This is a genomic window from Burkholderia sp. Ac-20384, assembly GCF_017104605.1.
GTDB classification, from domain to species: Bacteria; Pseudomonadota; Gammaproteobacteria; order Burkholderiales; family Burkholderiaceae; genus Burkholderia; species Burkholderia lata.
This window is the reverse complement of sequence record NZ_JAAGPE010000011.1, coordinates 45,589-58,563: the sequence shown is the minus strand read 5'-3', so window position 1 is coordinate 58,563 and position 12,975 is coordinate 45,589. Positions and strand designations below refer to the sequence as shown.

General features: G+C 67.7%; 11 protein-coding genes. 7 read left to right on the top strand and 4 right to left on the bottom strand.

The window, feature by feature from the left end:
• Positions 1 to 9: 9 nt before the first annotated feature.
• From G3O00_RS03840 to G3O00_RS03820, 5 genes are all read left to right on the top strand, one after another.
• Positions 10 to 1,044 carry an NAD(P)-dependent alcohol dehydrogenase gene (locus G3O00_RS03840; protein WP_206142114.1) on the top strand — a complete coding sequence of 345 codons (1,035 nt, stop codon included), beginning with the start codon at positions 10 to 12 and terminating at the stop codon, positions 1,042 to 1,044.
• Between the two features lie 3 nt (positions 1,045 to 1,047).
• Positions 1,048 to 2,241, top strand: a complete 1,194-nt coding sequence (gene ugpC / locus G3O00_RS03835; protein ID WP_206142113.1) for a sn-glycerol-3-phosphate ABC transporter ATP-binding protein UgpC — start codon at positions 1,048 to 1,050, stop codon at positions 2,239 to 2,241.
• Positions 2,242 to 2,271: 30 nt separating this feature from the next.
• Entirely contained in the window at positions 2,272 to 3,207 is a 936-nt protein-coding gene (locus tag G3O00_RS03830; protein ID WP_011356659.1) for an AraC family transcriptional regulator, read from the top strand.
• Positions 3,204 to 4,670, top strand: a complete 1,467-nt coding sequence (gene xylB / locus G3O00_RS03825) for a xylulokinase (RefSeq protein ID WP_206142112.1) — start codon at positions 3,204 to 3,206, stop codon at positions 4,668 to 4,670. The genes G3O00_RS03830 and xylB overlap by 4 nt, the downstream gene beginning before the upstream one ends.
• A 130-nt stretch (positions 4,671 to 4,800) precedes the next feature.
• Positions 4,801 to 5,826 (top strand): MerR family transcriptional regulator, encoded by a 1,026-nt coding sequence (locus G3O00_RS03820; RefSeq protein ID WP_206142111.1) that lies wholly within the window; start codon positions 4,801 to 4,803, stop codon positions 5,824 to 5,826.
• A 139-nt stretch (positions 5,827 to 5,965) separates the two neighbouring features.
• Here G3O00_RS03820 and G3O00_RS03815 read toward each other — a convergent pair whose 3' ends face one another.
• A complete protein-coding gene (locus tag G3O00_RS03815) occupies positions 5,966 to 7,381 on the bottom strand; it encodes a phosphatidylserine/phosphatidylglycerophosphate/cardiolipin synthase family protein (RefSeq protein ID WP_241024924.1) in 1,416 nt (471 codons plus the stop codon).
• A gap of 522 nt (positions 7,382 to 7,903) precedes the next feature.
• Positions 7,904 to 9,316, bottom strand: coding sequence for a PLP-dependent aminotransferase family protein (locus G3O00_RS03810; RefSeq protein ID WP_206142110.1), 1,413 nt, complete (start codon positions 9,314 to 9,316; stop codon positions 7,904 to 7,906).
• A gap of 84 nt (positions 9,317 to 9,400) precedes the next feature.
• Between G3O00_RS03810 and G3O00_RS03805 the strand changes: the two genes are divergently transcribed.
• Both G3O00_RS03805 and G3O00_RS03800 read left to right on the top strand, forming a co-directional pair.
• Positions 9,401 to 9,850 (top strand): GNAT family N-acetyltransferase, encoded by a 450-nt coding sequence (locus G3O00_RS03805; protein ID WP_174929805.1) that lies wholly within the window; start codon positions 9,401 to 9,403, stop codon positions 9,848 to 9,850.
• Entirely contained in the window at positions 9,850 to 10,464 is a 615-nt protein-coding gene (locus G3O00_RS03800) for an NAD(P)H-dependent oxidoreductase (RefSeq protein WP_206142109.1), read from the top strand. Before G3O00_RS03805 ends, G3O00_RS03800 begins: the two co-directional genes overlap by 1 nt.
• Before the next feature lie 87 nt (positions 10,465 to 10,551).
• On the opposite strand, the gene G3O00_RS03795 is transcribed toward G3O00_RS03800, so the two are convergent.
• Together G3O00_RS03795 and G3O00_RS03790 are read right to left on the bottom strand one after the other, a co-directional pair.
• On the bottom strand, positions 10,552 to 11,367 hold the full coding sequence (locus G3O00_RS03795) for an alpha/beta fold hydrolase (protein ID WP_011356666.1): 816 nt from the start codon (positions 11,365 to 11,367) through the stop codon (positions 10,552 to 10,554).
• A 13-nt stretch (positions 11,368 to 11,380) separates the two neighbouring features.
• The gene (locus tag G3O00_RS03790; protein WP_174929803.1) at positions 11,381 to 12,676 is read right to left on the bottom strand and encodes an MASE1 domain-containing protein; all 1,296 of its coding nucleotides are present in this window, start codon (positions 12,674 to 12,676) and stop codon (positions 11,381 to 11,383) included.
• Positions 12,677 to 12,975: the final 299 nt, after the last annotated feature.

The following is a 12,975-nucleotide window of genomic DNA, read 5'->3' as shown; positions in this document are numbered from 1 at the left end:
GAGGAAGTGTTGAAAGCGCTCGTACTCGAACGCACGCGCGAGCTCGCGCTGCGCGACATCGACTTGCCGCAGGCGGTCGGCCCCGGCGACGTCCGGATCAAGGTGCATACGGTCGGCGTGTGCGGCAGCGACGTGCATTACTACGTTCACGGCGGGATCGGCCCGTTCCGCGTCGACGCGCCGATGGTGCTCGGCCACGAGGCGTCCGGCACCGTCGTTGAAACAGGCGCCGGCGTCACGCACCTGCGCGTCGGCGACCGCGTGTGCATGGAGCCCGGCGTGCCGCGCTTCGATTCGCCCGCGACGCTCCGCGGGCTCTACAACCTCGATCCCGACGTGCGCTTCTGGGCGACGCCTCCCATACACGGCTGCCTGACGCCGTACGTCGTGCATCCGGCCGCGTTCACGTACCGGTTGCCCGACACCGTGTCGTTCGCCGAAGGCGCGATCGTCGAGCCGCTGTCGATCGGCCTGCAGGCCGCGAAAAAGGCCGCGATGAAGCCGGGCGACCTCGCGGTCGTGATCGGCGCCGGCACGATCGGTGCGATGACAGCGCTTGCCGCGCTCGCCGGCGGCGCCGCGCGCGTGATCCTCGCCGACGTCGTGCCCGACAAGCTCGCGCTGTTCGCCGACAACCGCGCCGTCACGATCGTCGACGTGCGCACGCAGTCGCTCGCCGACGTGGTGGCCGAAGCAACGGACGGCTGGGGCGCGGACGTCGTGTTCGAGGCCAGCGGCAGCGCGAACGCGTATGCGGGCCTCGTCGACCTGATGTGCCCGGGCGGCTGCGCGGTGCTGATCGGGATGCCCGTCGCCCCGGTGCCGCTCGACGTGGTCGCGCTGCAGGCGAAGGAAGGCCGCATCGAATCGGTGTTCCGCTACGCGAACATCTTTCCGCGCGCGCTCGCGCTGATCGCGTCCGGCGCGATCGACGTGAAGCCGTTCATCTCGCGCACGTTCCCGTTTTCCGAAGGCGTGCGCGCATTCGAGGAAGCGGCGAGCGGCCACCCGCGCGACGTCAAGATTCAGATCGAAATGGATTGAGCCATGGCCCAGATCACCTGCAAGGCTTTGTCGAAGCACTACGACGGCGGCCCCGCCGTGCTGCACCCGCTCGACCTCGAGATCGCCGACGGCGAATTCATCGTGCTGCTCGGCCCGTCCGGCTGCGGCAAGTCGACGATGCTGCGGATGATCGCGGGCCTCGAGGCGATCACCGGCGGCGAGCTCGTGATCGGCGACGCGGTCGTCAACGACCTGCCGTCGCGCGAGCGCAATGTCGCGATGGTGTTCCAGAACTACGCGCTGTATCCACACATGACGGTGTACGACAACATCGCGTTCGGCCTGCGGCGCCTGAAGGTGCCGGCCGACGAGATCGACCGCCGCGTGCGCGACGTCGCGCGCATCCTGAGCCTCGACGCACTGCTCGACCGCCGCCCACGCGCGATGTCGGGCGGCCAGCAGCAGCGCGCGGCCATCGCGCGCGCGATGATCAAGACGCCGGCCGTGTTCCTGTTCGACGAGCCGTTGTCGAACCTCGACGCGAAGCTGCGCACGCAGTTGCGCGGTGACATCAAGCGGCTGCATCAACGGCTGAAGACGACCACGCTGTACGTCACGCACGACCAGCTCGAGGCGATGACGCTGGCCGACCGCGTCGTGCTGATGCGCGGCGGCCACATCGAGCAGATCGGCACGCCGGCCGAGCTGTACGGGCAGCCGCACACGCTCTTCGCCGCCGGCTTCGTCGGCACCCCGGCGATGAACTTCGCGGACGGCACGATCGAGCGCCTCGGCGCGAACGTGCTGCTCGACTGCAACGGCGCGCGCTGGCCGCTCGCGTCGCCGCGCTTCGCCCGGCTGCATGACGGCCAGAAGGTCAAGGCCGCGATCCGCCCGAACCATTTGCGGCTCGTCACCGAACCGGATCCGACCCCGGGCACGCTCGCGCTGACCGGCACCGTGGAACTCGTCGAGCTGCTCGGCGCCGAGGCGCTCGTCACGCTGGACTGGCGCGGCCAGCCGTGCGCGGCCCTCGTGCCGGCCCCGATGGCCCCCGCGCCGGGCGCCGTGGTAGCGTTCCGCTTCGACGAAGAAGCCCTGCATCTGTTCGACGCCGGCACCGAGCGCAACGTCACGCTGCCGGACGCGAACCCGATCGCGCACGCGGCGCCGCCGGCGGCCGCGACGCGCACCACGCCGCCCGCCGCGACGGGCTGGTCGATGTCCCGTTCGTAGCACGCCGGCACGCCCCCGACGGAGCACACGATGAACCCGGATCTCGAGATCGTTCCCACCCACCGCGACGAATCGTTCCGCGCGTGGATCCACGACTATCCGCATTCGGTCGCGAAGTGGCACTTCCATCCCGAGTACGAGATCCATCTGATCCAGTCGTCGCACGGCAAGATGTTCGTCGGCGATCACATCGGCGATTTCGGCCCCGGCAACCTGATCGTCACCGGGCCGAACCTGCCGCACAACTGGGTCAGCGAGCTCGCCGACGGCGAACGTGTGCCGTCGCGCGACGTCGTGCTGCAGTTCTCGCGCGATGCGATCGAGAAGATGGTCGGCGCGTTCAGCGAGCTGCAGCCGGTGATCGACCTGATCGACGATGCCGCGCGCGGCGTGCAGTTTCCCGACCGCGTCGGCCGCGACGTCGCGCCGCTGATGCTCGAACTCGCGAACGCGCACGGCTGCCGGCGCGTCGAGATCCTGATGTCGCTGTTCGACCGGCTGTCGTCGTGCCGCGAGCGGCGCGTGCTCGCCGGCCCCGGCTACCGCAGCGATGCGCAGCACTACATGTCGTCGACCATCAACCAGGTGCTGTCGTACCTGCAGCAGAACCTGCCCGGCATGCTGCGCGAGACCGATGTCGCCGCGTTCGCCGGGATGAGCGTCAGCACCTTCACGCGTTTTTTCCGCCGCCATACCGGCTCGTCGTTCGTGCGCTACCTGAACCGGCTGCGCATCAACGAGGCCTGCGAGCTGCTGATGTTTTCCGACCTGACGGTGACCGACATCTGCTACCGGGTTGGCTTCAACAACCTGTCGAATTTCAACCGTCAGTTTCTCGCGATGAAGCAGGTGCCGCCGTCGAGGTTCCGCGCGCTGCACCGGCTCAACGAACCGCACGGCCGCGACGACGCGCCGCCGCTTCGGCGTGCGCCGCCACGCGCCCCAGACAGGATGCTTCACACGTGACTTTTCTCGGCATCGATCTCGGCACGTCCGAGGTCAAGGTACTCCTCACCGATTCCCGTTCGGTTCCGCTCGCGACCGGCTCGGCCGCGCTATCGATCAGCCGCCCGCACCCGCACTGGTCGGAACAGAGTCCGCAGGCGTGGTGGCACGCGATGCTCGATGCGATCGCGGCGGTGCGCGCCGCGCATCCGGCCGGCTTCGCCGCGCTGCGCGGCATCGCGCTCTCGGGGCAGATGCACGGCGCGACGCTGATCGATCGCGCGGACCAGGTGCTGCGCCCCGCGATCCTGTGGAACGACACGCGCGCCGGCACCGAATGCGTCGAACTCGAGGCGCTGGTGCCGGAATCGCGCGCGATCACCGGCAACATGGCGATGCCCGGCTTCACCGCGCCGAAGCTGCTGTGGCTCGCGAAATACGAGCCCGCCGTGTTCCGCGCGGTGCACAAGGTGCTGCTGCCGAAGGATTACCTGATCTGGCGCCTGTCCGGCGAATTCGTGTCCGAGATGTCCGACGCGTCGGGCACGCTGTGGCTCGACTGCGCGCGCCGCGACTGGTCCGACCGCATGCTCGCCGCGACCGAGCTGTCGCGCGCGCAGATGCCGCGCCTCGTCGAAGGCAACGCACCCGCCGCGCAGCTGCGCGACACGCTGCGGCGCGAATGGGGCATCGCGGGGCCCGTGACGATCGCCGGCGGCGCCGGCGACAACGCGGCTTCGGCAATCGGCATGGGCGTCACGGGTGCGGGCAGCGGCTTCCTGTCGCTCGGTACGTCCGGCGTGCTGTTCGCCGGCAACGACCGCTTCGCGCCGAACCCGGATGCGGCCGTGCATACGTTCTGCCACTGCGTCGAAAGACGCTGGCACCAGATGAGCGTGATCCTGTCCGCCGCCGCGAGCCTCGACTGGCTCGCCCGTGCGCACGGCATCACCGCCGGTGAGCTGGCCGCGCGCGCCGAACGCGCGGAGCCGGCTCGCGCGCCGCTGTTCCTGCCGTATCTCGGCGGCGAACGCACGCCGCACAACGACGCGCATGCACGTGGCGTGTTCTTCGGGCTGTCCAACGAGCACGCCGCGGACGATCTCGCGTATGCGGTGATGGAAGGCGTCGCGTTCGCGATGGCTGACGGCTACGACGCGCTGCGTGCGGCCGGCACGACGCTCGATGCGGTGTCGTTCATCGGCGGCGGGTCGAAGAGTGCGTTCTGGGCGCGGCTGTGTGCGAATGCGACCGGGCTCGGGATGCGGCGTCATGCGGACGGTGCGGTGGGTGCTGCACTCGGCGCGGCGAGGCTGGCGCGTCTGGCCGCAACGGACGACACGCTTGGGGAAGTCTGCGTCGCGCCGCCCGTCACGGAGACGGTTACGCCCGATGCCGCCACGGTAGATCTGCTGGCGGGGCGACTCGCACGGTATCGGCGGCTGTATCGGGCGTTGCGGGAGGAGTTCGCGGCCGCCGACTGAGCGATGGCGCATGGTTCGCCACCATCGATCCCGCCTCGCACTCGGCCAGAACCTGCGGAAACCCGCTTGACCCGGCCCTTGGGATCGCCTTTATGCTGGTCGCAACGAATCGACGACCTGAAGGTGAGCCATGAGCGATGTCACACGCGGCCTGAGCGCATCGGAAGCCGCGATGCGGCTCGGCGTATCGGTCAAGGCGCTGCGGCTGTACGAGCGGCAAGGACTGGTCACGCCCGGGCGAACGGCGGCCGGATACCGGGCCTACGGTCCGGACGATCTGGCGCGTGCGGCCGACATAGCGGCGCTTCGCGCGCTAGGCTTGAGCCTGGCCCAGGTCGCGAGCGTGCTGGAGGGTGACGCCCGCAGCCTGAGCGACGCATTGGCCACGCATGAAGCGGCGCTCGAACGCGGCATTCAGGATCTGGTCGGCAAGGTCGACAGGGTTCGCTCGATCCGCGCCGATCTCGCGCGCGGCCGCCTGCCCGGCGACGGCGAATTGACGCGCCTGCTCGCTCCAGCCGCCGCGGGCGTTGCGTTCAGTCTCCCCTGGCCGTGGGACGGCGAATGGTTCGAATTTCGCGATATCCGTCCGCTGAACTACATCATCGGTTCGCTGGGCAGCGGCAAGACCCGACTCGCGCATCGGCTCGCCGACGCGTTGCCCGGCGCCGCGTTCATCGGGCTGGACCGGCTGGAAAACGACGGCGCGGCAGCCTTCGCTGCGTTGCAAGCCGATCCGGCGCTGAAGGCTCGGGTCGAACGCACGTCGGCCTGGCTCGCAGGCGAAGGCGCCACGTCATCTCCGGCGCTGACCGTGCTGCTCGCCGGCCTTGAGGCGGACGGCACCGGAGCTTTGGTCGTGGACATGATCGAACAGGATCTCGACCAGCTGACGCAGACGGCGCTGATCGCGTGGCTTCGCCAGCGCGTCCGGGACGGCGGCATGCGGCCGCTGTTCATGCTGACCCGCTCGTCGGCCGTGCTGGATCTGTCGGCCGTCGGCCCCGACGAAGCGATCATTCTGTGTCCCGCCAACCATAGCCCGCCGGCCCGCGTCGCACCGTATCCTGGCGCCCCCGGCTACGAAGCCGTGGCCACCTGTCTTGCGTCGCCGGCCACGCGCGCGCGGATCGCACGGCGGCCGGAGGCGGGGTAACGGCATCGCCCCGACTGGGCGTCATGGTCGGCGATCTGGAAGATCCAGTCGAAGAACCCTTCATGGCCGACTACTGCGCGACACGGTGCGGACGGCAACCCGAACTGGCCACGCAGCTTGGCGACAGGGCACGCCGCGCTCAGAGGAAGCGCCTGACCAGCATCGTCACCCACCGCCAGGCACCGCCGCAGCCGGCGGCCCGGCAGCGCGCGTCGGGATCCGCCAGAAGGCGGCCATTGGCGTCGCTCACCAAACTTGAGTTGCGCAGGAAGTACGCCACGCTGTCTTGCAAGGGATCGAGCCCATCCTCAGGGGTATCTATCCACAGGCCGTTTTCGGTATTCAAGCGGGCCGACAGCGAATCGAAATTGAAACTGCCGAGATAATATCGATGGCCGTCGATGAGGATCAGCTTGGCGTGCATCATGCGGTTCTCCCGGTCGGAATATTCGCGCACCTCGATTCCGGCATTGACCAAGCCGGGCAGATCGTCGGCATAGGCGCGCCCGACCGCGGGGAATTCCTGCGTGATGCTCGCCAGCGACGCGCTCACCAGGATCACGTGGACACCTTCGCGCCGCTTGCGCTCAAGCGCCTCGCGCAGTTCCGGCACCAGGATCAGGTAGGGGTTGATGATCAGGATCTCGTGCCGCGCCGTATCGAACGCCTGCAGCATGTCCTGCAACGTGCCTGGCGAGCGCTTGTCGGGCCAGTCGTGGACATAGCGCAGGCGCTCGCAGGCGATCGGCATCCAGGCGGGATCAAAATTCGCCCCGGGAGCGGCGGGATCATCGGGCGTATCGGAGGCAGTCGGTGTATCGGTAGATGCCAGGTCCGCCGCCCGGGCTGCAGCGTCGGGCGGAGCCATCAACCATTCTCGCCAATAATGGATGCGCACCGGGTCCAGCGTCGCATAACCCTGCGACACGCGATAAGGACTTGCGACTTCGAGGAATTTTTCCGGCTCGGGGCGAACCGCTTCCGGGCTATTCCAGAACAAGGCGAAATGCTGGTACATGGCGTGCAGGGAGGAAGCATCCTGGCCGGCGTCGCCCGACACCATCAGGTCGCGCTCGCTGAGCCAGTTGCGGAAGCTCGCATCCCAGATCGAGGTACTGCCGATCACGGCCGTGTCCCCGACCAGAAACAGCTTGTCGTGCATGCGATGCGAAATCCCGACGAGATCCGATCGTGGATGGAAGATTCGGAGTTCGATGCCGGGAGCCACCTCGTGCAGGGCGACGATGAGCTCGTCCTCGAACGGGTAGTGCGGCTCGGGGCCGATGCCGTCGATCAGCAGCTTGACCGGCACGCCTCGGCGCGCCGCCTCGACCAGATGACGCAACAGCAGGCCGCCGGTCTGATCGATTTCGAAGATGTAGGCGAGGATGCGGATCTGTTCGGCAGGCGTGGAACGGTCGACCAGCGCAATCCGCGACTGCATCAACTGACCGTCGTCGAGACTGGCGACCAGGTCGACACATTGCGCGTGGCCGTGCTGAGAAAAGGCAAATACGCATGCCAGAATGAGCGCCAGGCTTTTCGTTGTGGTCATGATGTGGCGAACGGGTTCGATGTGTCTCGGGCCCTACGTCCTTGAAAGTCTGGAGGGCTGTGTCGCGTTAGCACGGTCGAGTCGCTCACTGTTCTTCGAGAAGGTGAGCAGAACAGCGAGCCCAAGATTGTTACCGTGGACAAGCGCGGCGCGAATCCGGCCGCATCTCAAGCACGCAGTGGACAGGGCATCAGCGCAGTTGCAAGAACGGCTTTCCAGAAAGTCCGATTGTCGTCGATCCATGAGCACTATTCCAACGGCTGCTCATGGCCGGGAGCCGCCCTCGGAGATGCGAGCCAGGCCGGTTACTTCGACTCGGTCGAAAGTCGGAAAAGCATGGTGCCGGCCGTGCGCCCTACGCGAACACACGATCCATCGGACATAAATCCGGACGACGACATCATGGGGTGTTATCGACCATGCGTAGAACAGTCGCGGTAACTCAGTCACGCAATCGCAAAACCGTGGCGCCAGTCGCACGCACTCCGGCGCCCCACGGGTTCGTCATCCGCCACACTCGGTTCACGCGCGCACGAGCCGATACAGTCGTCGAACCAGCGTCAACGCCTGCTGCGCCGACGTCAGGTTCGTGAAGCCGAGCATCATGCCGGGCGGCATCCGGCCGCCCGGGCTCCAGTCGTTCAGCGGCTGGATGGAAAAGCCCTGCGCATCGGCCATACGTGCGACGTGGCGATCGTCGACCGCCGTGCGCCAGTAGGCCACGACATGCAGGCCACCCGCGCGAGGCGGAATGTACAGCGTCTCACCGAACACCTTGCCCAGCGCATCGATCAGCCACGCACGGCGGGTGGCATAAAGCGCACGCATTTTCTTCAGATGGCGCGCGAAATGCCCTTGTTCCATGAAGTCCGCGACGACCGATTGCATCAGCATCTGGCCGCTGCCGCCGAGCCATCCGGCGGTGTCGCGAAAGGCGGCGACCTGCTCCTCGGGCACGACGAGATAACCCAGCCGCAAGCCCGGATACAGCACCTTGCTGAACGATCCGGTGTAAAGCACGCGGTGGTGGCGATCCAGGCTCTTGAGCGCGGGCAGCGGGCGGCCGTGGTAACGGAACTCGCTGTCGTAGTCGTCCTCGACGATCCAGGCCCGCTGCTGGCGAGCCCAGTCGAGCAAGGCCAGGCGTCTCGGCAGCGACAGCGCGACACCGAGCGGGCTTTGATGAGTCGGCGTCACCACCGCAAAGCGCGCATCGGCCGCCCGGCGTCGCCCTGCTTCCACGCACAGGCCGTCGTCGTCGACCGGCACGGGCACGAGCCGCATGCCCGCGTGCTCGAGCACGCGGCGTGCGTGGATATAACCGGGATCCTCGAACCAGCCGGTGTCGCCCGGACGCAGCAGCGTCCGGCAGATCAGATCCAGTGCCCCGCGATACCCGGCGGTGATGAAGATCTGCCCGGCCGAACAATCGATGCCGCGCGACACACCGAGATAGGCGGACAGCGCACGCCTCAGCCCGTCGTGCCCTTGAGGCGGCGCGTAGTCCAGCGACGGGGTCGCCATCGCCCGCACATGACGCCCGGTGAGCCGTATCCACGGCATGCGCGGAAACGCATCGAGCGCGGGAATGCCCATCTGGAACGGCTTCGGCCCGCTCACCGCCGAATCGCCGCGCGGCGGTTCGTCCGGCCGGGGCGCGATGGCGCGCGGCTGCCGGCCATCCGGCAGTTGGGGTGAAACGACGGTGCCGGCCGGCCCGCGTGCGACCAGATACCCTTCGCCGATCAGGATCTGATAGGCCGCTTCGACGGTGCCCCGTGCCAGGTTGAGTTCGCTGGCCAGGCTCCGTACCGACGGCACGCGTTTGCCCGGGGTCAGCTTGCCGGTCTCGATCGCATCGCGGAACCGCCCGACCAGTTGCCGATAGACCGGCATGTCGAGATGACGGTCCGGCATCAGATCGTCGAATTTCATGTCCCAGTCAAATAGTCACTTTTTGGACCTTCAGGATACGCCATCCGATTCGTACAGTAGCGACATTACCGTGGAGCAATCGTGATGCCAGAGATCCATTTGAAACGCGCCGTGACGGACGAGGATTACCGGTCGGCGTTCGACGTGATGCGCGAGCTGCGCCCGCACCTGACCGATGCCGATGCGTTCGTGCGGCAGATGCGCCGCCAGGCCGAACAGGGTTACGTGCTGCTGACCGCGCGGCACGGCAGCCCGGACGGTGCGGTCGTCGCGCTGGCGGGCTACCGTCACCTTGAAAACACGCTGTACGGGCGCTTCGTCTATGTCGACGACCTGGTCGCAACCGAACACGCGCGCAGTCAACGGCTGGGCGAGCGGCTGCTCGATGCGGTGCGCGACGACGCGCGGCAACACGGCGGCCGGCACCTGGTACTCGATACCGGGCTGTCCAACGCACTCGCGCAGCGTTTCTATTTCCGCCAGGGGCTGTTGTCCCGCGGCATGCATTTCAGCCAGTCTCTGCAGGCACTCTGATGAACAACCTTCTTTTTGTCGATGCCAGTCCGCATGGCAGTCATTCGCTGGGCGCACGCATTGCGCACGAAGCCATCGCGCAATGGCAGGCGGCCCGCCCCGATGCGCGTGTCGTGTCGCGCAGTCTCGCTCAACCCGGATTGCCTTCGCTATCGGCCGCCTATGCGCATGCGGTGGTCGCGAGACAGCCGGATGCCGATCCCGCACTGGCGTACTCCGAACAACTGATCGCGGAAGTGGAACACAGCGACGGCGTGTTGATCAGCACACCAATGCACAACTTCACGGTCCCCGCCGCGCTGAAGTTGTGGATCGATTTCGTGCTGCGTATCGGCCGCACGTTCACGGCCACGCCGGAAGGCAAGTTCGGCCTGCTCGCCAATCGCCCCGTGCTCGTGCTGGTACGCTCGGGCGGCGTCTGCACGGGAGCAGCAGCCCGCCAGCCTGATTTCCTGACCCCGTACCTGAAGCAGGTGCTGGCCGTCATCGGCCTGTCGACTGTCGAATTCGTCTATCTCGAAGGCATTGCGCCGGACGACGCAGCCATCGATGCGGTGCGCGGCCAGTTGGCCGCATCGGCCCTGTTGGCTCGACGCACGACGGAAACGGTTTGAATTCGCCACGCCCCGGCACACGCATGCGTGACCCGATGCGTACCGGGAGCAGCGAATATCGGGCATCCCGAGCCGGGCACTTCGCCGTCACGACTCCAGCCGCCCCATCCTGCGCGCCATCGCCGGGCTCACCGCATGCACCGGATCGAACCCGAAGAAGTCGAGCACATGGCGCGCGACGTCGTCGCGATCGTTGTCCGCGCAGATCATGTGGTAGCTGTTCTCCAGCACGATCCCGCGCGCGTCGGGCATCTTCTCCAGCAGGAAATCGGCCGAGCGCAGGCTCGTCAGCTCGTCCTCGCGCGCATGCAGCACGAGCGTCGGGCACGGCGTGCCGGCCGCGGCCTCGAGCGCCCAGTCGCGCATCCGGTCGACCTGCCGCACGCACGCGAGCGGCACCCACGCATAGTGGAAACTGTCCTCGCGTTCGAACTTCTTCTTCACGATCGCGCGGATCGTCGCGTTCTTAATGCCGAACGGATCGCCTTCCTCCACACGCATCCGCTCGGCCACACCCGGCACGCGATACAGCACGTGCCGCAACGCGCGGTACCACGGCGTCGACCAGCCGTCGATGAACACCGGCGTGGCCAGCAGCGCGAGCCGGCCGCGCGCATGCTGCACGCGATGGCACAGCAGCAGCGCGACCAGCGCACCCATGCACATGCCCGCGACATGCAGCGTGTCGTACTCGTTTTCCAGCGCGCGATACTGTTCGGTCACCGCATCGAGCCACGCCTCCGCGCGCACGCCGACCAGATCCTCGGGGCGCGTGCCGTGCCCCGGCAGCGTGATCATGTGCGTATCGGCGCCCGCGCGCCGCATCGCCTTGTGCAGCGAACCGAGATCGTATTGCGTGCCGCCGAGCCCGTGGATCAGCAGGACGCCCGTGCGGCCTGTCATGACGCGCGTCCGCTCATTCGTCCGCCGCCGGCCACACGCGCTCGATCTGCCAGACGCCCGCGACCACCGTCACGTCGACATTCGAATCGAGCAGCGGCGCGCCGTGATCGGTGATCGTCTGCGTGCCGCCGTCGCGCTGCACGATGCGCAGCGACAGCGACGCGCGATCCTCGCCCGCGATCTCCGCATCCCAGTAGTCGCGCAGCGCATCGCGGTCGCCTGGCTGCACGCGTTCGAGCACGAGCGGCACGCTCGCGATCTGCGACGCATCGACGCCGACGCCGAACACACGCTCGACGTCGCCGCTCCAGTCGATCCGCCCCGACTCCGGATCGAGCACGTACGCGATCTGGCCGGCACTCGCGAGCGCGAGCTCCATGTTGTTCTGCAGGACTGCCGCATGTTCGTGCACGCGTTCGCGCGTCGTCTTCAGCGTGCTCACCGTCAGCACCAGCAGCGACGCGACCGCCAGATACAGCTGCGCTTCGAGCAGCGCACTGCCGTAGTGCTCGTGGAACGACGAGAACGGGCCGTCGCCCTGCGCGGTCTGCTCGATCACGATCAGCGCGAGCACCAGCACCGACGACGAGCCCGCGCGGCCGCCGAGCAGCAGCGTCACCGCGACGGTGAGGAACAACGGGATATACGTCAGCGCGAAGCCCGCGCCCGTGCCGAATCTCTGCGACGTGTCGCCGTCGAAGATCACGAGCGCGGCGCCCACGACCAGCACGAACGAGACCATCCCGAGCACCAGGTCGAAGCGCTCGTGGTCACCCGAGCGGTGCGCGCGAAAGCGCGACCATGACGCGAGCACCGGCGTGACCAGCAGCACGCCGACGAAATCGGACGCGGCCCACACCGACCACACGTCGAAGAACGGCGCGCCCTTGACTACCGTGTACCAGGCCGCGCCGCCGATCGCGCCGACCACGCCCGCGATCAGGCCGGCGAGGATCACCGAGCGCAGGAAGTACAGCCCTTCGAGCGAGAAGCGCACGCGCTGGACGAGCCACACCGCGAGCGCGGCCGCGCCGACCTCGTCGACCGTGAACAGCACCGCGTTGACCAGGTTGCCGTGTTCGATGCCGGTCAGCACAAGTTGCCCGACGAGGAACGCACCGGCCAGCGTCAGCCATTCGCGCATCGGCCGCAGCATGAACGCGCCGACCGTCACGCCGGCCGGCAGCCAGATATAGCCCGTCAGCCGGACGGGGCCGTTGAACTCATGCGAGATGTAGCCGGTCGCGAGATACAGCGCCGCCCAGAGCAGCGCGGCGACGAGGCCCGGCCGCGATCGTTTGGTGTCCATCGAGAATCCCTGTGTGCTGCGCAGTGCAGGCAAACGCATCGCCGCGTCGGAAGCGACGGCGCATGGGGCCAGCAGGTGCGCGATGTGCGAATGATATGCGGACAGGGCGGGCCGGGGAATACCGGGGGCCGGAAGCGCGTGCGGGGCGCCGGCGCGCCCGCAAGCTGGCGGTTGTGACCGGGCAACGATCGGAAAAGTTCGGCGTGGGCCGGGTACGGCCGGGACACGTCAGAACGTCGTCTTGGCCGGATGGCCAAAATCGCCCGTGGCCGGTGGATCGTATCTAGCATGAAAGACAT

Coding starts and splice junctions, on each gene's coding strand:
- ugpC (WP_206142113.1), top strand. CDS start 1,048: ATGGCCCAGATCACCTGCAAGGCTTTGTCGAAGCACTACGACGGCGGC.
- G3O00_RS03830 (WP_011356659.1), top strand. CDS start 2,272: ATGAACCCGGATCTCGAGATCGTTCCCACCCACCGCGACGAATCGTTC.
- G3O00_RS03820 (WP_206142111.1), top strand. CDS start 4,801: ATGAGCGATGTCACACGCGGCCTGAGCGCATCGGAAGCCGCGATGCGG.
- G3O00_RS03815 (WP_241024924.1), bottom strand. CDS start 7,381: ATGACCACAACGAAAAGCCTGGCGCTCATTCTGGCATGCGTATTTGCC.
- G3O00_RS03810 (WP_206142110.1), bottom strand. CDS start 9,316: ATGAAATTCGACGATCTGATGCCGGACCGTCATCTCGACATGCCGGTC.
- G3O00_RS03805 (WP_174929805.1), top strand. CDS start 9,401: ATGCCAGAGATCCATTTGAAACGCGCCGTGACGGACGAGGATTACCGG.
- G3O00_RS03800 (WP_206142109.1), top strand. CDS start 9,850: ATGAACAACCTTCTTTTTGTCGATGCCAGTCCGCATGGCAGTCATTCG.
- G3O00_RS03795 (WP_011356666.1), bottom strand. CDS start 11,367: ATGACAGGCCGCACGGGCGTCCTGCTGATCCACGGGCTCGGCGGCACG.
- G3O00_RS03790 (WP_174929803.1), bottom strand. CDS start 12,676: ATGGACACCAAACGATCGCGGCCGGGCCTCGTCGCCGCGCTGCTCTGG.